The sequence below is a fragment of the Hypericibacter adhaerens genome, assembly GCF_008728835.1.
Taxonomy (GTDB): Bacteria; Pseudomonadota; Alphaproteobacteria; order Dongiales; family Dongiaceae; genus Hypericibacter; species Hypericibacter adhaerens.
In genome coordinates this window covers 1,201,026-1,219,556 of sequence record NZ_CP042582.1, presented here as the reverse complement: position 1 = coordinate 1,219,556, position 18,531 = coordinate 1,201,026, and the positions used below count along the sequence as shown (strand labels likewise).

The following is an 18,531-nucleotide window of genomic DNA, read 5'->3' as shown; positions in this document are numbered from 1 at the left end:
GTTTCTTTGCTTCGGGCTCAAATCTCTGTCGACGCCCGAGGCGGGCGTATCCTGTAATACACTGAAATATTTATTGTTTTTAAAACTTGACCGAACCCGCCCCGGCGACCCCGGGCGGGGGCTCTGGCTGGGTTTTCGTTATCGGCCCAACTGCCGGAACAGCAGTTCGAAGAAGCCCGGCACGTCGATGTCGGTCGCGACCTTGACGTTCGCCTCGCCGGTCCCGATCAGGCGGGTGCGGCCCATCTCGGTCTCGTCATTGATCTCGATCTCGACATGGCGCCACTCGGTCTTGAAGAGATCGGGGCGCATCAGGTAGGCGACGACGCAGGCGTCGTTCATGAAGGCCGTCGGGTCGCGCCAGAGGCCGGCCACCACGCGCGCCGCCGGACGCCCCGTGGCCGCCAGCCTCGCGCACCATTCGGGCGTCGGCATGGTGCGCCGCGTGACCTCGAGCCCCATCATCGTCACCGGCGCCTCGCCGCCGAAGAGGATGCTCGCCGCGTGCGGGTCGTTATAGATGTTGAAACTGGCATAGGGCGTGATGTTGCCGCGCCCGAAGGTGCCGCCCATGATGACGATCTCGGCCGTATTCTCCGCGATCTCGGGCGCCATCACGCAGGCGAGCGCCATGTTGGTCACGGGCGCGATGCAGGCGACCGAGACCGGCCGGTCGGAGGCGCTGATCGCATCGATCAGCGCCGGCACCGCATGGCGTTCCGCCATCGGCATGACCGGCGGCGGCAGGTCGGCCCCGGCGAGCCCGTCCTCGCCATGGATGTCGGGCACGGTCTGGAGTGCCCGCAGGATCGGGCGCGGGCAGCCGGCATGGACCGCGATGTCGGGGCGGCCCGCCACGTCGCAGAGCCGCCGGATATTGGCCGAGGTGTGATGCAGCCCGACATTGCCGGCCGCGGCCGACATCATGCGGATGTCGAAGATCTCGGGCGCCGACAAAGCCAGCAGGATCGCGACCGCGTCGTCCTTGCCGGGATCGGTATCGATGATCAGGGGCTGCGGCATCGGACGCGAGGCCTCGGGCGCGCTAGCCGGCGAGGCCCGGCATGGCGAAGCCCCTGGCCTCGAGACTGGTGCCCAGCTCCGCCCGCTGTTTTTCCGTGAGCGCCACCAGCGGCGGGCGCACCGCGACCCAGGCGGGGTCTTTCGCATAATGGGCGCGGGTCGCCTTGAGCGCCGGGATCATGGGGAAAGCCTGGATCGTGGTCCGGGTTGCCGTCAGGGCCGCCTGCTGCGCATCGGCGTCCGGCGCCTGCCAGCTGGCATAGAGCGCATGGATCGCCGCCGGGTTCACATTGGCGGTGGCGCTGATGCAGCCCACGCCGCCGCCCCGCATGCCGGCGAGCAGGAAGGCCTCGCTGCCGACGAACATGTCGAGATGCGGAAAGCCGGTCAGCACCGACTGGGTGTAGCTCCAGTCGCCCGAGCTGTCCTTCATGCCGACGATCGTCTGCGGATAGGCCTTCGACAGGCGCTCCAGCAGCGGCAGCGTGATCGGCACCTGGGCCACCGGCGGGATGTGATAGAGATAGATCTTGAGGCGCGCATCGCCGACGCGCTCTACCACCTCGGCGAAGTTCCGGAACAACCCCTCGTCGCTGACGCCCTTGTAGTAGAAGGGCGGCAGCATCAGCACGCCGGCGCAGCCGAGACTCACCGCATGCTTCGTCAGCTTGACGCTGTCCGGCAGCGCGCAGCAACCGGTGCCGGGCATCATGCGCGCCGGCGGCAGTCCTGCCTCCACCACGGCCTGGAGCAGCTCCATGCGCTCCTCGACCGAAAGCGAGTTGGCCTCGCTGTTGGTGCCGAACAGCGCCAGGCCCGAATTCTGCGAGATCAGCCAGCGGCTATGGGCGACCAGGCGGGCCTTGTCGACGGAGAGATCGGCATGGAACGGGGTGATGACGGGCGCCAGCACGCCCTTGAGACGGGTGGTGGTCATGGATGCTCGCTATTCGGTTGAAAGCGCGGTCTCCCGGCTTGCGGGCCGGGATTCGTTCGCGGATCTGGGTTCGGACATGGGCTGCGGTGTGGGCGGCGGTGCGGTGCTTTCGCGGATGATGAGATTGACCGGCACCTCCGTCTGGCTCGCGACCGGCCGGTTCTCGATCCGGGCCAGCAGATACTCGGCCGCGCGCAGGCCGATCTCTTCCGCCGGCACATGGAGCGTGGTGAGCGACGGCCGGATCTGGCTCGCGAACTCGAGATCGTCGAAGCCCGCGACCGAGACGCCGCGCGGCACCAGGATTCCCTGCCGGCCGCATTCGAGCAAGGCCCCGAAGGCGAGCTGGTCGTTGCCGCAGATGACGGCGGTCGGCCGCGGCGAAGTCGCCATCAGGGCCCGCATGGCGAACTGGCCCTCGACGATGCGGTAGGGCCGCTCGATCAAGAGCTCCTGCGGCAGCGCCAGATCGCGCTCGGCCAGCGCCTGGCGGATGCCCTCGAGACGCGCCGCGGCGCGGTCGTTGTTGCGCGACAGCCCGGCGATGACGCCGATCTGGCGGTGGCCCAGATCGAGCAGATGGCTGGCGAGGCGCCGGGCCGCGGCCGCATTGTCGAACCCGACGCTGGGCGTGTCGTCGTCGGCCAGCACCCAGGTCGCGACATAAGGGATCTTCCGCGACTTGAGGAACTGGACGACCGCGGGATCGCGGTGGGTCCCGACCAGCATGATGCCGTCGACGCCGTGGGCCGCGAACTCCTGCACGTGGAGCAGCTCGCGCGACGGCTCGTAGCCGGTCGAGGCGACGAGAAGATTGTAGCCGGCTTGAAGGATGCGGCGCTGCACCGCCTCGGCGCCGATGGCGAAATTGGTGTTCTCGAGCGTGGGCACGATGGCGCCGATGGCGCGCGAGCGCTGCGAGGCGAGCGCGCGGGCGGCGCCGTGCGGCACATAGCCCAGCCGGTCGGCCGCCTCGCGCACGCGGCGCAGGATCTCCGCGCTGACGAAGCCCGCATTGTTGAGGGCGCGCGAGACGGTGGCGCCGGAGACGCCGGCGGCCTGGGCCACATCCTCGACCTTGACCCGGTTCGACTGGCGGCGCGGCGCACGCTTGCGCAGCGGCTTGGCGGCTTGCGTCCTGTCGCGACGGCGGTCGCGCAAGGTCAGCCCGCCCTGCCCTGCGGCTTGCCGAGGCCCATCACGCAATAGGAGCCGCCATGGAAGCGGGCCTGGACGGGATCCTCGGGCGGAAAGCCCGGCTCCAGCCGCGCGCGATGATCCTCCGCCGAATCCTGCGGCCGGTAACCGAGCCACTGGACGGCGTCGTTGCTCCAGAAGCTCGTCGGGTTGTTGGAAATGCCGTAGGCGACGAGGAAATCGAAGGACGGCGCTTCGAGGCAGCGCTGGACGAGCTGCACCATGTCGCGCGGACTGATCCAGGTCGCGAACTGGCGGCGATCCTCCGGCAATTCGCGGAAGGAACCGATCCGGAGGCAGGCGACGCTCATCCCATGCTTGTCGGCATAGAGCCGGCCCAGCGCCTCGCCGAAACATTTGCTCAAGCCATAGATGCCGTCCGGCCGCAGCGGCATGTCGACGCCCACCGTCTGGCTGCGCTCGTAGAAACCGACGGCATGATTGGAGGACGCGAAGACGACCCGCCGCACGCCGGCCCGGCGCGCCGCCTCGAACAGGTTATAGACGCCGACGATGTTGGCCGGCAGCACCTGCGCCCAGGCATTCTCGGCCGGCTCCTCCGACACGCCGCCCAGATGGACGACGGCATCGATGCCGGCGCAGAGCCGCTCCATCGCCGCAAGGTCGCCCAGATCGGCCGCGACGCATTCCTCGCCGGGCCCGGCGGGCCCGAGCGGCGCGATATCGGTCAGGCGCAGCCAGTCGTAGCGGCCACGCAAGCCCTGGCGGAGCACCCGCCCGATCTTGCCGGCGGCCCCGGTGATCAGCAGCTTCATGCGCGGGCCCGGGCGGCGCCTTCCGCGCCGATCCGGTGCCAGGGTTCGAGGGCGAAGGATTTGACGGCCTCCATGTCGAAGCCGAATCCCAGCCCCGGCCCTTCATGCAGAATGAGGCCGCCCTCCTTGATCGCGAGCTGGCGATCGACCAGCCGGCGGAAATTCAGCACCTGGCTGTCGGGGAAGAACTCGACGAAATCGGCATTGGGCGTCGCCGCCACCAGATGGATATGGAGATCGTGGAACCAGTGCGGGCACATCTTGACGCCGTAGCTCGCCGCCGTCGCCGCGATGCGGCGGAACTCGCTGATCCCGCCGCAGACGGCGGCATCGGTCTGCAGGATCGATGCGGCCTCCATCTCCAGCATCTGCTTGAAGCGCCAGCGGCCGGCCTCGATCTCGCCGGTCGCGACCGGCACGGGCGTGCTCTGCGCGAGCCGGCGGTGATTGTCGAGATCGTCGGGGCTGAAAGGCTCCTCGATCCAGTAGGGATCGTAGGGCTCGTAGCGCCGGACGAAGCGCTGCGCCGTCGGCAGGTCCTTCCAGGCATTGTTGGCGTCGAGCATCAGCAGGATGTCGGGGCCGATCGCCTCGCGCGCCGCGCGGATGCGCTCCTCCTCCTCGCGCTCGCCGAGCAGGCCCACCTTCATCTTCACGGCCTTGAAGCCCATCGCGACATAGCCCGCGAGCTCCGCCCCCAGCATCTGCGGAGTCTTTCCCGGCAGGTAATAGCCGCCGCTGGCATAGGCCGGCACCGTGCCCGAACGATAGGCACCCAGATATTGATAGAGCGGCAGCCTCACGGCACGCGCATTGCGGTCCCAGATCGCGGTGTCGAGGATCGAGAGCGCGCGGATGACGGCGCCGGCGCGGCCTTGCAGCAGCGCCTCCTGATACATCTTCTCCCAGAGCCGCTCGACGCCGAGGGAGTCCTGGCCGATCAGCAGCGGCGCCAGCAGGTCGCGCACCGCATGGGCCACCAGCGCGCCCGCGCTGCTGCCGCCATAGCAGAAGCCGATCCCTTCGACGCCGTCCTCCGTCCGCACCCGCACCAGCGCGTAGTCGCGGGCCAGAACCTGGCGGGTCGCGAAGGAGGTCGGCACGTCGAGCGGCACCCGCGCCGTGCACACGCTGACGGATTCGATCTTGGCCACGTCTTCACTCTCCTCGTTGACCGCTTGCGCCCGAGCATCGGCGCTGCCCCGGCGGCTGTCAAGCTCGGTCATGAAATCCATACATATCTCTATCATACTGTTTAAAAATAACTTTTATTGAATCATGCGCCAGTTTTCCGGCGAGTTTCGTGAAAAAACAGACCACACTGAACCGGTGTTTCGAAAATCACGCGATTTTATTGGTGTTTTTTATGTGTAAGCGCTTAGATGGACAGTGCTGGGGAGGGGACGCTCCGCGTTCATGCCATCCCCGCCAATCAGCTGGGAGGCGACAAGGATGAAAAACTGGAAGCAATGGAGCCGTCGCGCCGCGATGCTCGCGATCGGCGCCGCCATGATGGGAACGGCCGGCCTTCACGGCACGGCCGCGGCGGACGAAGTGCATGTGCTGAACTGGAAGGGCTGGGGCACCGACGAGCCCTGGGCGGTCGAGGCGTTCGAGAAGGCCACCGGCATCAAGGTGGTGCATGACTACATCACCTCCTTCCCCGAGACCTTCACCAAGCTGCGCACCAACCCGGGCTATTACGACGTGGTGGTGCTGAACGCGGCCTTCATCAAGCAGGCGGCCGACGAAGGGCTGATCCAGCCGCTCGACACGGCGCAGCTCAAGAACTTCAACGACCTCTACCCGGATATGCGCGATTCCCCGCAGATGAATTTCGACGGCAAGGTGTGGGGCGCGGCCTGGATGTGGGGCGGCACCTCGGTCAGCTACAACACCGAGGTCTTCAAGACGCCGCCGACCTCGCTCGCGGTGCTGTGGGATCCGGCCTACAAGGGCCGCGTCTGCTGGCGCGACGATCCGGAAGATTCCGTCCGCTTCGCGGCGATGGCGAGCGGGCAAAATCCCGACGCGCCCGCGGATATGAACAAGATCCGCGACAAGCTGCGTGCGCTGAAGCCGCAGATCAAAGCCTTCTGGAAGTCGGGCGACGAGTGGCTCAAGCTCGTGGCCGCCAAGGAATGCGACCTCTCGACCGTCTGGACCAACAACACCGAGGCGGCCGCGGTGCAGGACAAGCTGCCGATCAGCTTCATCGTCGCCAAGGAAGGCGCCATCGCCTTCCGCGACGGCATGACCATGGGCAAGGATGCGCCCAATCCGAAGGGGGCGCTGGCCTTCATCGACTATATGATCAGCAAGGATTTCTATGCCGGCTGGGTCAAGGTCGGCGGCGCGCCCGTCGCGGCGAACCAGAAGGCGGTCGAGGAGCTGCCGGAAAGCTCGATGACGCGCACGATCCTGGCGACACCGGAAGCCATCGGCCGGCTCAACTTCAAGGGTCCGCTGACCGACGAGCAGCGGCAGAGCTATCTGGACCTGTGGCAGGAGACCAAGGCCTACTTCGCCGAGTGATTCGGCGCGTGACCAGACCGGGCAGGGTTGCCGAAAGGCGATCCCGCCCGGCCTCGACGGGATCAGGGCATTGAACCGATTCAAGCGGCAATGGGCCGGCTATGGCCTGACGGCGCCTTCCTATCTGTGGCTCACCGTGACGGTCTTCCTGCCGCTGCTGGTGATGTTCTATTTCAGCTTCCTGTCGCAGATGCCGCTCGGCAAGGCCGAGCCGAGCCTGACCCTCAAGCAGTACGGGCTCTTCTTCCAGAAGGACTTCTACCGCTTCCTGACCTGGCGCTCGATCCGGCTCGGGATCGACGTCACCTTCTTCTGCGTGCTGTTCGGCTATCCCGCGGCCTTGATCCTGGCGCGCTCGGTCAAGGGGCGCTGGCGCGAGGCGGTGCTGCTGCTCATCGTGCTGCCCTTCTGGAGCAACGCCCTCATCCGCATCTTCGCCTGGACCATCGTGCTGCGCGGCAACGGCGTGGTGGACCAGGCGATCCATGTCGCCTGGCCCGGCGCGCCCTCGATCGGCATCCTCTACAGCTACCCCGCGATCGTGATCGGGCTGGTCCATTCCTTCCTGCCCTACATGATCCTCACCTGCTACATCTCGCTGCAGGCGATCGACGGCTCGCTGATCGAGGCCGGACGCAGCCTCGGCGCCTCACATTTCCGCATCTTCCGGCGCATCATCCTGCCGCTCAGCCTGCCGGGCCTCCTGATCGGCGTGGTGCTGATCTTCATCCCCGTCACCGGCTCCTTCATGGAGCCGCGCATCCTGGGCGGACGCGACGGGATCATGCTGGGCACGGTGATCGAGGACCAGTTCACCGAGGTCTTCAACTGGCCCCTGGGTGCGGCGCTCTCCTTCATCCTGCTCGCGATCGTGCTGCTGATCTGCGCGCTCGCCTACCCGCTCCTCAAATCGCGGCTGAGGCTCGCCTGACCCATGCGCGCTCTTCGCTCCTCCCTCTTCACCAACGGCTATCTGGCGATCCTCCTGGGATTCATCTATCTGCCGATCCTGCTGATGATGCTGATGGCCTTCAACCAGTCGAGCAACTACACGCTCCCCTTCGAGCCCAGCCTGCAATGGTTCGAGCGGCTGCTCGGCAATGACACGCTGTGGCGGGCGGGCCGCAACAGCCTGATCTTGGCGGTCGCGAACACGGTCGTGGCGACGGCGCTGGGCACGATGACGTCCCTCGCCTTCTCGCGTTTCCGCATCCGCGGCCATGCGGTGCTGAAGATCCTGCTGTTTCCGCCGATCGCCATGCCCTGGCTGATCCTGGCGACCGCGATGCTGGTGTTCTTCTTCTATTCGGGCATCGGCCGCGGGCTGCACGCGATGCTGCTGGCCCATGTCGCGCTCTCGCTGCCCTATGTCATCGTGGTGGTGGGCGCGCGGCTCCAGAGTTTCGGCGTCGATCTCGAGGAGGCGGCCGCGACCCTGGGCGCCTCGCCCTTGCGCGTCTTCTTCAAGATCACGCTGCCGGTGATCGCCCCTGGCGTGGCGGCGGCTGCCCTCTTCGCCTTCGGCATCTCCTTCGACCAGTTCGTCACCTCCTATTTCCTGTCGCCGCCGGGCGTCACCACCCTGCCGGTCGAGATCTATGCCTCGATCCGCAAGGGCTTCACGCCCGAGATCAACGCGATCTCCACCATCATCATCATCGTCTCGATGCTGTTGCTGCTGCTGGTGTCGCGCTTCTATCGCTTCGGAGGAACCCAATGACGGACGGGCGCGCATGAGCCGGGTCGATATCCGCCATGTCAGCAAGCGCTACGGCGCGATCGTGGCGCTGGACGATGTCTCGCTCGAGCTCGCCGACGGCGAGTTCTTCGGCCTGCTCGGCCCCAGCGGCAGCGGCAAGACCACATTGCTGCGCTCGATCGCGGGCTTCATCCAGCCGGAGGGCGGCCAGATCCTGATCGACGGCCAGGATATCGGCCGCGTCTCGACCCACAAGCGCGACATCGGGATGGTGTTTCAGAACTACGCCCTCTTCCCGCATATGTCGGTCTTCGACAACATCGCCTTCGGGCTCGAATGCCGGCGCATCACCGGCTCCGAGGCGCGCAAGCGCGTGGCCGAGATCCTCGAGCTGGTGCAGCTCCCGGGCTACGAGGCCCGCCGGCCCAAGGAGCTCTCCGGCGGCCAGCAGCAGCGCGTGGCATTGGCGCGCGCCCTCGTCTCGCGCCCGCGCGTGCTGCTTCTGGACGAGCCCCTGGGCGCCCTCGACAAGAGCCTGCGCCAGCAGATGCAGGTCGAGCTGCGGCAGATCCAGCGCGAGGTCGGGATCACCACGGTGCTGGTCACGCACGACCAGGAGGAGGCGCTGACGCTCTCCGATCGCATCGCCATCTTCCGCGACGGCAAGGTGGTCCAGGTCGGCACGCCCGACGCGATCTACGAGCGGCCCCGCACGGCCTTCGCCGCGAAGTTTATGGGCGCCGCCAACTTCCTCTCCGGTGCGTCGGGCGGCATGCAAGGCGGGTTCGGCCGGGTCCGGCTCGATGACGGGCAATCCGTGCTGACGCTGGGGACGCTGCCGCCGGAAGGCAGCCGCGTCGAGCTCGCCGTGCGGCCGGAGAAATTCGCGATCCATGCCGAGGCCCCGCCGCGCGCCGTGAATGGCGAGCCGCTCAACCTGCTGCAGGGTCGCGTGCTGCAGCCGATCTATCTCGGCGCCTCCATCACCTACCGGGTCGCCGTCGGCGACGGCGAGTTCGCCGTATTCCAGCAGAACCGCGACGCGACGGCCTTGAAGCCGGGCGATCTCGTCTGGCTGAGCTGGGCCGCGCGGCATTCGACCGTGCTGCAGGGCGCCTGACGGCGCCTCGATCGCTCGCGATCGCTTCTGTCGTTCAGATCCGCAGCTCGACGATGTTGCTGCGCAGGACGCCGATCGATTCGACCTCGCATTCGATCACGTCGCCGGGCAGGCAGTAGCGTGTGGCCGCGACCAGGCCTTCGACGATCTGTCCCCGGCCGCCCAGTTCCTCGTCGGCGGACCAGGCGGTCCCTGCGGGCGTTCCGGTGATGATCACCATGCCCGGCTTGAGCGTGAAGTTCACCGAGAAGAAGTGGATCAGGTCGGCGCAGCTCCAGATCATGTTCGAGGTGTTGCTCGACTGGCGCAGCTCGCCATTGATGCGGGTCTGCAGGCGCAGCGCCTGCGGATCGCCGATCTCGTCGGCGGTGACGATCCAGGGCCCGATCGGCGCGCTCGTATCGAAGGCCTTGCCGCGCCCGAGATCGTACCAGGTGACGCCGTTCGACCGGCGGACCTGGCGGTCGCGCGCGGTCACGTCGTTGACGATGGTGTAGCCGAACACATGCTCCAGCGCCCGTTCCCGCGGGATGTGGCGGCCGGGCTTGCCCATGACGATGGCCAACTCGGTCTCGCAATCCAGCTTGCGGGTCAGGGACGGGTCGTACTGGATCGACTCCCCGGGACCGGCGACGCAGTCGGAGGTCTTGATGAAGAACTCCGGCTCCTTCCCGCTGGTGGGGGCGTTGGCCTTCTCCTGGTTATGGTCGCTGTAATTGCTGCCGGTGCAGAGGATGGTGGAGGGCCGGAGCGGCGGCGCGAGCCGGACGGAAGCGAGCGCATGGCGTGCCGTCGCCGGCGCCTGCTGGATCAGGCGTGACGCCAGCCGCAATCCCGCTTCGCCCGATCCGATGAAGGAGACCGTGTCGGCGATCAGCCGCGCCTCGCCGGGTCCCAGCAGGGACCCCGCCAGACCCGGTTCCAGGATCTCCTCGCCCAGCATGAATCCCAGGCGGACATCCCCATCGCGCCAAAAATTCACGAGCTTCATTTGAAATCACCCTCTCTGGCTGCAGCCCGGCGGCATGCGGTCGGCGCCAAGCGCAAAAGGCCGGGCGGTTCGCCAGATTGGGGTCATTTCCATCTCATTTCAATACCAATTAATGGAGAAAAGAGAGGCATATTGGTCCAGCCATCGGCCAGAAATCGGGCAGCGGGACTGGTTCCCCCGAGCGGGCGGCGTTCTTCCGGATCGGCGCGGGCGCGGGTTAAGGGGAGGTCAGCGCTTGATCATCGAGTCGCGAATGCCGACCAGATGCTTTTCCATCTCGTCCCGGGCAGCCGTGGCATTGCGCTGGCGGATCGCCTGCACGATGCGGACATGCTCGGAGAGATGATGCAGCCTCGCCTCCTCGGTGAGGGTGCGCTCCTTCAGCATGCCCCATTCGCCCGAGGTCCGGACCGACGTGATGATGTCGGCCACGGCCATGAAAAGGGGGTTCCGGCAGGCCCCGGCGATGGCCCGGTGGAGCTCGTCGTCGCAATTCTCGAACTCCCGCAGCGTCCTCGCCACCCGGGACTTGTCGACCGCCGCCTGCATCTTGTCGATCTCGACGGTACCGGCCCGCAAGGCCGACAGCTCGGCGATCTGGGGCTCGATCAGGAGCCGCAGCTCCATCAGGTCGAGCGGGCTCGCCGTCTGCAGGACGCTGAGCTGCAGCCCCGCGATATCCTCCGCGGCCAGCTTCCGTTCGGCCGGCTTTGCCGCGGCGCCGTTGGCCTTGAGGCTCACGAAGGTGCCGCGGCCGACATGGCGGCTGATCTTCCCTTCCTGCTCAAGGGCGATGAGGGTCTTCCGCACCGTGTTCCGGCCCGCCAGGAACTGGCCCGCCAGGGCGCGCTCGTTGGGCAGCTTGTCGCCGGGGCTGAGATGCCCCTTGGCGATCCCGTCCTCGATGAATCGCCGGATTTCACGCGCCGCGTCGCGCGAGCGATCGCGCAGATTGTCGAGCTTCAGAACCATGCCGGATGTTGTGCCGCCGCCTTTTGTCGAATCTCAATCATAAACCATTTCCCCACCAACCTCCATAAGCCCTCCCCTCCCGCTCAGCGCCGGCCGGCTGCCGCCAAGTGGCGCCCTTGCCGCCGAAAACCCTCTCTTTCCGGCGTCCTCCCGCCCGCGATCAGGGCGCCCTCCTTGAACCGGCTGCTCTCGAAATAGGCAGCTTTTCGTCCGGGAGCAGGCCTTTTTCGCGCCCTCAATCGTCTTTAATTGGTTCTCTATTGTGTTGACATAGGTTCCTTATTGACCCATCAATGAGTCCAAAATTGCTGCGGATAAGGTCCGGCTCCGCAGCATGGTCGCCCCAGGGTCGACCAAAACGGATCCGAATTGAGGGGAGGGAATGTCGTGGCGACCTATCAGCACCTGCTAGCGCCGTGGAAGCTTCGCACCACTGAGATCAGGAACCGGGTGGTGTTCCCGCCCACCTGCCCGACCTGGGTCTCCGACCCCTTCAGCGGCATCTTCACCGACATGGCGGTCGACTATTACGCCGAGCGCGCGAAGGGTGGCGTGGGCCTGATCATCATCGGCGGCACGCATGTGCATCCCTCGTCGCTCTCGGCGCCGCTGATGATGCCGCAGCTCTACAACGATGCGCAGATCGGGCCGCTCTCGAAGATCGCCGACGCGGTCCATGCCCATGGCTGCAAGCTCGGCATCCAGCTCTGGCATTCGGGCATGCGCGGCTACCCGACCTACAAGCAGGCGGCCGGCTTCGACCCCGACGCCACCTGGTACACGGTGAGCCCGAGCCAGGTTCCGCTCGGCGAGTTTCCCGGCGCCTCGACGCCCAAGGAGCTCGACGAAGAGGAGATCGAGGAGATCCTGTCGGCCTATCGTTCGGCCGCCGAGCGCGCGATCAAGGCCGGGCTCGACGGTGTCGAGCTCCATCTGAGCCATGGCTACCTGCCCTGGCAGTTCCTCTCGCCGCTCTACAACAAGCGCACCGACCGCTGGGGCGGGTCCTATGAGAACCGGCTGCGCTTCCCGCTCGAGGCCCTGAAGCGGATCCGCGCCGGGATCGGCCAGAAGCCCTTCCTCGGCTACCGCATCAACTCGACCTCGTTCTGGCCGGGCGATCTCGAGATCGACGATGTGCGCAAGATCGTGCCCGACATCGAAGCGAAGTCGGACATCGACTATGTGAGCGTGTCGGCGGGCGTGCACCACACCTTCATCCACACGCCCATGGAGTTCAAGGGCGGCTGGGAGAGCGGCTACGTCCGGAAGATCAAGGAAGTCACGAACAAGCCGGTCTTCCTCGTCGGCCGCATCACCATGCCCGACGTGGCCGAGGACCTGCTCGCCACGAAGAGCGCCGACGCGATCTGCCTCGCGCGCCAGCTCTTCACCGATCCGGAATGGGTGAACAAGGCGGCCGCCGGCAAGGCCGACGATATCCGCGCCTGCGTGGCCGCCAACTTCTGCTGGAAGAGCGTCAGCCGCGGCGGGCGCGTGCAATGCGTCTATAACCCCACGATCGGCCGCGAAGGGGCCTGGGGCGCCGGCACGCTCATCAAGGTCAATAACCCGAAGAAGGCGCTCGTCATCGGCGGCGGGCCCGCCGGGCTGGAATATGCGCGGGTCGCCGCCGCGCGCGGGCATCAGATCACGGTGCTGGAAGCGACCGACGAGCTTGGCGGCCATGTCAGGCTGCAGTCGCTCCTGCCTTCCCGCACCGAGTTCGGCGAGATCGCCCGCTGGCTCGGCGACCAGGCCGGCAAGAACGGCGCCGCCATCAAGACCGGCATCGCGGTGGAGGAAGAGAATCTCGACCAGATCCTGGCCGAGTACAAGCCGGACCATGTGGTCGTGGCGACCGGCTCGAAGGGCGCCGTCGACGGCTTCCAGGGCTGGACGGCCGACGGCCTGCCGGGCTGGGAAAGCGGCAACTGCCTGACCTGGGAAGAGGTCGTGACGAGCCGCGCCATGACCCCGCCGCGCTCCTTCCCCGGCCACGCCATCGTCCTCGACGATCTGGGCGACGTGGCGGGTCCGCTGACCGCCGTGGCCCTGGCGGAATCGGGATGCAAGTCGGTGACGCTGGCCACCCGCTGGCCGATGGTCGGCATGGAAACCATGCTGGACGTCTATTTCGAATGGATCATGCCGCGCGTCTACAAGGCGGGCGTGCGCATCATGGCCGACCATTTCGTCCGCAAGATCGACGGCAAGAACATCGTCCTCTTCAACGTCCATAACGAGAAGGCCGAGGTCACCCTGCCGGCCGACTGGATCGTGATGGCGACGGGCCGGCGCTCGGAGAATGCGCTCTATCCGCTTCTCAAGGCGCGCAAGATCTCGGCCGAGATGATCGGCGATGCCAATGCGCCCCGCTACACCTACGAGGCCGTCTACGAAGGCCATCGGGCGGCGCGAAAGCTCTAGTCACCGACGGATCGTCACGACGGCGAGGCCATTGCGGCCTCGCCGATGACGCCTTGGGCGTCCCGGGGATGGGTGGGTCTCGCCGTGCAACAGGTCGCCATCGTCTTGCTCAACGCGCTCACCCTGGCGGCGCTCTATTTCGTCGTCGCGAGCGGGCTGACGCTGATCTTCGGGCTGATGCGGATCGTCAACATGGCGCACGGCTCGCTGTTCCTGCTGGGCGGCTATGTCGGCTTCTCGATCTCGGACAGCTCCGGCTCCTGGGTCCTCGGTCTCCTCGGCGGTGCCATCGCCGCCGGCGCCGTCGGGCTGGCGCTCTATCAACTCCTGCTCGCGCGCTTCCAGAACCAGATGCTGCGCCAGACGCTGGTGTCGATCGGCTGCGCCATCGTCATGGCCGACCTGATGCTGGCCTTCTGGGGTGCCGAGACCTATCAGATCGAGCCGCCGGCGCTGCTGGACAGGGTCGTCCGGCTGCCCGTCGCCGGCGGCTACTCGACGCTCCGGCTCTACGTGCTGGCCTTCGCGGTCATCGTCGGCGGCCTGCTCTGGCTGCTGCTGAACCGGACGCGCCTCGGCATGATGATCCGCGCCGGGGTCGACGACCTGCAGACCTTGCGCGCGCTGGGCGTCCGGGTCCGCCTGGTCTTTCCGGTGACGGCGTTCCTGGCGGGCGCGCTCGCCGGCCTGGCCGGCGTGGTCTTCGGCACGGCCCTGTCGATCTCGCCCGGCGAGGGCATGCATTTTCTGCTGACGTCGCTGGTGGTGGTCATCGCCGGCGGCATGGGCAGCATTCCCGGCGCGGCGCTGGGCGCGATCCTGGTCGGACTGGCGGAGCAGTTCGGCGTCTTCTACCTGCCGACCTACAGCGTCATGCTCACCTTCGGGCTGATGGCGGCCGTCCTGGCCTTCCGGCCGGAAGGCCTGTTCGGCGTGAAGGCGTGACATGAAACCGCCGCGGGCCTGGATCGGCGCGATCGCCGGCGGCGCGGCCCTCCTCGTCATTCCGCTGGTCGCGAACAGCTTCTGGCTCGACCAGATCGTGACCCAGGCGCTCTGCCTCTCGCTCGTCGCCGGCAGCCTCTCCTTCCTGATCCGGTTCGGCGGCCAGGTTTCCCTGGCCCAGGTGGCGATCGTCGGCGCCGCGTCCTATGCGCTCGCCTATCTCGGCCCCAACAGCAGCGGGCTCGGGCCGCACTGGTCCCTGGCGGCGGCCATTCCGGCGGCACTTCTGGCGGCCGTCCTCGTCGCCACCCTGATCGGCATGCTGGCGGCGCGCACGCGCGGGATCTATTGCCTGATGATCACGCTCGCCATCGGCGTGACGTTCTTCTACCTGGCCCGGCAGAACTACTCGATCTTCGGCGGCTTCCGCGGGATCGCCGGCATCCGCAGGCCGGAGATCGCGGGCCTGTCCCTGGCCGGATCGGTGCCGTTCTACGCGCTCTGCGCGACGGTGGCCGTCCTGGCCTACGGCGCCATCCGGCAGTTGGGCCGCACGCCCCTGGGCGTCGCCCTCACGGCCCTCGCGACCAACCCGGACCGCGTCGAGGCGGCCGGCTACGACATCCGTTATCTCCGGATCCTGGCCTTCGCTTTGTCCGGCGTCATGGCCGGCAGCGCCGGCATCCTGCTGGCCTGGTTCCACGGGCGCATCTCGCCCGGCGCCGTCGACGTGTCGAGCATCATCCAGATCCTCGTCATCGCCGTGCTCGGCGGCATGGGAAGCCTGCCGGGCGCCCTGCTCGGCGCCGTCCTCTATCTGCTGCTCGAGAACTTCGCCATCGATCTCATCGGCGCGGAACGATTCAACTCGCTGATCGGCGGGGTGTTCCTCGTCGTCATGGTCGCATCGCCGGACGGCCTGCTCGGGCTCTCGAAACGCTCTGCGCTGCTGCGAAACGCCCTCCCGCTCGGCCCGGCAGGCAAATCCCCAAGCAGTGATCGCTCTCCGTCGCAGCCCGGTGCCGCGGCGACGGCCTCGTCCGCGAATCAAGGATCGGAGATCGCGGGGTAGAGCTCCGGTCGCCGGAGCTCCATCGGGCGCGCGGGAATGCGCGGGAGAAAGCAAACCCGGTCCATGGCGTTCAAACAGGAGGAAACGATGCGTTGGAAGATTGCAGGAATTGCCGGCCTGATGGCCGTCGCGCTGGCCACGGCGCCGCTCCCGGGCCGGGCGGACGAGCCGGACATCAAGATCGGCGTCGTGGCGACGCTGGACGGTGCCTTCGCGGTCCTGGGTCAGGACGCGGTGCGCGGCGTCGAGCTGGCGGTCGCCGAGGTCGGCGGCCAGGTGGCGGGCCGCAAGATCACCATCCTGAAGGCCTCCTCCGATGCATCGCCGGATTCGGCCATCGCGGCTGCGCGGAAGCTGGTCGAGAATGACGGCGTCGACGTGCTGGTCGGGCCCTTGTCGGGCGACGAAGGCATCGCCGTCAAGGACTATGCCAAGAACCACCCGGCCATCACTTTCGTCAACGGGACATCGGCGGCGCAGGACACGACGCTGCGGGATCCGGCGCCGAATTTCTTCCGCTTCACCAGCGACGGCGCGCAATGGATGGCGGGCCTCGGCGACTATGCCTACAAGGAAAAGAACTATCGCCGGGTGGCGATCGTCGCCGAGGACTACTCCTTCCCCTACACGCAGGTCTTCGGGTTCATGTACGAGTTCTGCGCGCTGGGCGGCCATGTGGTGACCAAGCAGTGGGTTCCCATCGGCCAGAAGGACTTCAGCTCGGTCGTCGCGGCGATCCCGCAGGATATAGACGCCGTCTACGTCGCCCTGGCGGGTGCCGATGCCGTCAACTTCCTGACGCAGATGCACCAGGGCGGCAACGACAAGCCGATGATCGCCGGCAGCTTCACCGCCGACCAGACGATCCTTTCGTCCAAGGGCCGCTTCCGCGACTATGTCCTGGGCACCCCCTCGGCGGGCGCCATTGCCGACAGCCTCGACGATCCCGACTGGAAGGCCTATGTCGCGGCTTATCGCAAGCAGTTCCCCGACGGGCTGGGCTCGCCTTCCCTCGCCGCCTATACCTACTACCTCAACACGGCCGCGCTGCTGCGGGGCCTGCAGGCGGTGAATGGCGATCTCTCCGACGGCCATCAGCAGCTGCACGCGGTGCTGAGCAAGCTCAGCTTCAAGACGCCGACCGGCGGCGAGGTCCATCTCGACGAGAACCGCCAGGCCGTGATCGACAATTTCGTCACGGAGATCGCGGCCGACAGCGACGGCAAGCTCTACAACAAGGTCATCCGCCGTGTCGTCGGCGTGAACCAGACCCTGGGCATGGATCGCGAGAAGTTCCTGGCGCTGGGCCAGGTCAGCCGCGACAACCCCTCCTGCCCGTGAGCGCAACGATGCCCAACCCCGCTTCCGGTTTCCAGGGCGACCCTGTCGCCCTGGAATTCCGGGGCGTGGGCAAGTCTTTCGGTGCGCTGGCCGCACTCGAGGCCATCGACCTTGCGATCCAAAAGGGCGAGCGGCACGGCCTGATCGGCGCCAACGGAGCCGGCAAGACGACCCTGTTCGGGATCGCAGCCGGTGCCCTCAGCCAGAGCGCCGGCGAGGTGCGCTTCTTAGGCCAGGATCTCGCCGGCAAACGGCCTTTCGAGCGGGTTCGCATGGGCATGCGGCGGACGTTCCAGAGCTCGAACATCGTCCATGAGCTCTCGGTGAGGGACAACGTCGCCTTGTCGGCCGTGGGCATCACGCCGGCCCGTCATTCGCTCGGGACCGCAGCCCTGAAGAAGGCGAGATCGCAGGCCGACGATCTGCTGGCACGGGTCCAGCTCGAGGCCCGCGCCGGGGATCTGGCGCGGGAGCTCTCGCATGGCGAGATGAGGCAGCTCGAGATCGCCTGCGCGCTCACCGGAACGCCCCGCCTGCTTCTTCTCGACGAGCCGGCTGCAGGGCTGTCCGTCGCGGAAAGAAAGCGGCTGCGCACGGTGCTGGCCGAGCTCGATGCCGGGCTGACCATGGTCATGATCGAGCACGACATGGAATTCACCATGAGCGTCGTGAGTCGCGTGACCCTGTTGCATAACGGTCGGATCGTCACGCAGGGAACCTCGGAAGAGATGGCCAGGGATCCCAGCGTTCGCGCGGTGTATCTGGGACGGCAGCATGACAGCGGCAAGCATCCTCAAAATTGACGACCTCCGCGTCCGCTTCGGCACGGCCACGATCCTCGATGGCCTCAGTTTCGCTTGCGGTCGGGAACCGCTCGCCATCGTCGGGCGCAACGGCGTCGGCAAGACGACGCTCTGCAGGACCATCATGGGCCTGGTGCAGAGCCAGGCCGGCTCCATCGCCTGGCAAGGAAGGTCCCTCACGCGGCTTGCGCCCGAGGACGTCGCCCGCAGCGGCATCGGCTATGTCCCGCAGGGCCGGCATATCTTCCGCTCGCTGAGCGTCGAGGAAAACCTGACCGTGGTCGCTGCGGGCAGGCGGGGCCCTTACACCCTGCAACGGGTCTGGGAGAAGTTCCCCCGCCTCTGGGAACGGCGGCGCAACCGCGGCGACCAGCTTTCCGGCGGCGAGCAGCAGATGCTGGCGATCGCCCGGGCGCTGCGCACCGGACCTCGGATCCTGATCATGGACGAGCCGACGGAGGGCGTGGCGCCGATCGTGGTGGATCAGCTCATCCGCCTGTTCCAGGAACTGGTGAAGGAAGATGTCGGCGTGCTGCTGATCGAGCAGAACCTGATGGTGGCCGCCGCGGTCGCCCGCAACGCCCTGATCATCGTCAATGGCCGTGTGGCCGCCACGGTCGACACGGACCGCCTGATCCGAGACGGAACCCTGCAGCGGCAGCTGCTCGGCATCGAGGGGGCGTAGCCCGG

Annotated in this window: 17 protein-coding genes; 10 read left to right on the top strand and 7 right to left on the bottom strand. The window is 67.1% G+C overall.

All coding sequences use genetic code 11. The annotated features are described in order from the left end of the window. Positions 1–138: 138 nt before the first annotated feature. Genes FRZ61_RS05445 through FRZ61_RS05425 form a run of 5 tightly spaced genes read right to left on the bottom strand, consistent with a single transcriptional unit; the run spans position 139 to position 5,159 of the window. Entirely contained in the window at positions 139–1,023 is an 885-nt protein-coding gene (locus FRZ61_RS05445) for a nucleoside hydrolase (RefSeq protein ID WP_191909313.1), read from the bottom strand. A 22-nt stretch (positions 1,024–1,045) separates the two neighbouring features. Beyond that, the gene (locus FRZ61_RS05440) at positions 1,046–1,960 is read right to left on the bottom strand and encodes a dihydrodipicolinate synthase family protein (RefSeq protein WP_151115511.1); all 915 of its coding nucleotides are present in this window, start codon (positions 1,958–1,960) and stop codon (positions 1,046–1,048) included. A 9-nt stretch (positions 1,961–1,969) separates the two neighbouring features. After that, entirely contained in the window at positions 1,970–3,121 is a 1,152-nt protein-coding gene (locus FRZ61_RS05435) for a LacI family DNA-binding transcriptional regulator (RefSeq protein WP_191909312.1), read from the bottom strand. A 2-nt stretch (positions 3,122–3,123) separates the two neighbouring features. Then, complete coding sequence (locus FRZ61_RS05430) at positions 3,124–3,933, bottom strand: NAD-dependent epimerase/dehydratase family protein (RefSeq protein ID WP_151115507.1); 810 nt, start codon at positions 3,931–3,933, stop codon at positions 3,124–3,126. Continuing rightward, positions 3,930–5,159 (bottom strand): mandelate racemase/muconate lactonizing enzyme family protein, encoded by a 1,230-nt coding sequence (locus tag FRZ61_RS05425; RefSeq protein ID WP_225309132.1) that lies wholly within the window; start codon positions 5,157–5,159, stop codon positions 3,930–3,932. The genes FRZ61_RS05430 and FRZ61_RS05425 overlap by 4 nt, the downstream gene beginning before the upstream one ends. A gap of 226 nt (positions 5,160–5,385) precedes the next feature. Between FRZ61_RS05425 and FRZ61_RS05420 the strand changes: the two genes are divergently transcribed. The 4 genes from FRZ61_RS05420 (at position 5,386) to FRZ61_RS05405 (ending at position 9,287) form a co-directional block, all read left to right on the top strand. After that, entirely contained in the window at positions 5,386–6,468 is a 1,083-nt protein-coding gene (locus FRZ61_RS05420) for an ABC transporter substrate-binding protein (protein WP_225309131.1), read from the top strand. Positions 6,469–6,538: 70 nt separating this feature from the next. Next, complete coding sequence (locus FRZ61_RS05415) at positions 6,539–7,399, top strand: ABC transporter permease (RefSeq protein WP_225309130.1); 861 nt, start codon at positions 6,539–6,541, stop codon at positions 7,397–7,399. Positions 7,400–7,402: 3 nt separating this feature from the next. Beyond that, positions 7,403–8,188 carry an ABC transporter permease gene (locus tag FRZ61_RS05410; protein ID WP_151115506.1) on the top strand — a complete coding sequence of 262 codons (786 nt, stop codon included), beginning with the start codon at positions 7,403–7,405 and terminating at the stop codon, positions 8,186–8,188. 13 nt (positions 8,189–8,201) lie between these two features. Further along, positions 8,202–9,287 (top strand): ABC transporter ATP-binding protein, encoded by a 1,086-nt coding sequence (locus FRZ61_RS05405; RefSeq protein ID WP_151115504.1) that lies wholly within the window; start codon positions 8,202–8,204, stop codon positions 9,285–9,287. A gap of 34 nt (positions 9,288–9,321) precedes the next feature. On the opposite strand, the gene FRZ61_RS05400 is transcribed toward FRZ61_RS05405, so the two are convergent. Continuing rightward, positions 9,322–10,278 (bottom strand): fumarylacetoacetate hydrolase family protein, encoded by a 957-nt coding sequence (locus tag FRZ61_RS05400; RefSeq protein ID WP_151115502.1) that lies wholly within the window; start codon positions 10,276–10,278, stop codon positions 9,322–9,324. A 228-nt stretch (positions 10,279–10,506) separates the two neighbouring features. Next, positions 10,507–11,250 carry a FadR/GntR family transcriptional regulator gene (locus tag FRZ61_RS05395; protein WP_151115500.1) on the bottom strand — a complete coding sequence of 248 codons (744 nt, stop codon included), beginning with the start codon at positions 11,248–11,250 and terminating at the stop codon, positions 10,507–10,509. A gap of 387 nt (positions 11,251–11,637) precedes the next feature. Here FRZ61_RS05395 and FRZ61_RS05390 point away from each other — a divergent pair, with 387 nt between their 5' ends. The 6 genes from FRZ61_RS05390 (at position 11,638) to FRZ61_RS05365 (ending at position 18,526) form a co-directional block, all read left to right on the top strand. Further along, positions 11,638–13,680: an oxidoreductase gene (locus tag FRZ61_RS05390; RefSeq protein ID WP_191909311.1), complete on the top strand. Its 2,043-nt coding sequence runs from the start codon at positions 11,638–11,640 to the stop codon at positions 13,678–13,680. Between the two features lie 84 nt (positions 13,681–13,764). Next, complete coding sequence (locus FRZ61_RS05385; protein ID WP_225309129.1) at positions 13,765–14,625, top strand: branched-chain amino acid ABC transporter permease; 861 nt, start codon at positions 13,765–13,767, stop codon at positions 14,623–14,625. 1 nt (position 14,626) lies between these two features. Beyond that, on the top strand, positions 14,627–15,697 hold the full coding sequence (locus FRZ61_RS05380; protein WP_151115494.1) for a branched-chain amino acid ABC transporter permease: 1,071 nt from the start codon (positions 14,627–14,629) through the stop codon (positions 15,695–15,697). Positions 15,698–15,784: 87 nt separating this feature from the next. Continuing rightward, positions 15,785–17,038: an ABC transporter substrate-binding protein gene (locus tag FRZ61_RS05375; RefSeq protein WP_151115492.1), complete on the top strand. Its 1,254-nt coding sequence runs from the start codon at positions 15,785–15,787 to the stop codon at positions 17,036–17,038. Positions 17,039–17,103: 65 nt separating this feature from the next. Then, positions 17,104–17,841: an ABC transporter ATP-binding protein gene (locus tag FRZ61_RS05370; protein WP_191909310.1), complete on the top strand. Its 738-nt coding sequence runs from the start codon at positions 17,104–17,106 to the stop codon at positions 17,839–17,841. Continuing rightward, the gene (locus tag FRZ61_RS05365) at positions 17,813–18,526 is read left to right on the top strand and encodes an ABC transporter ATP-binding protein (RefSeq protein WP_225309128.1); all 714 of its coding nucleotides are present in this window, start codon (positions 17,813–17,815) and stop codon (positions 18,524–18,526) included. The genes FRZ61_RS05370 and FRZ61_RS05365 overlap by 29 nt, the downstream gene beginning before the upstream one ends. Positions 18,527–18,531: the final 5 nt, after the last annotated feature.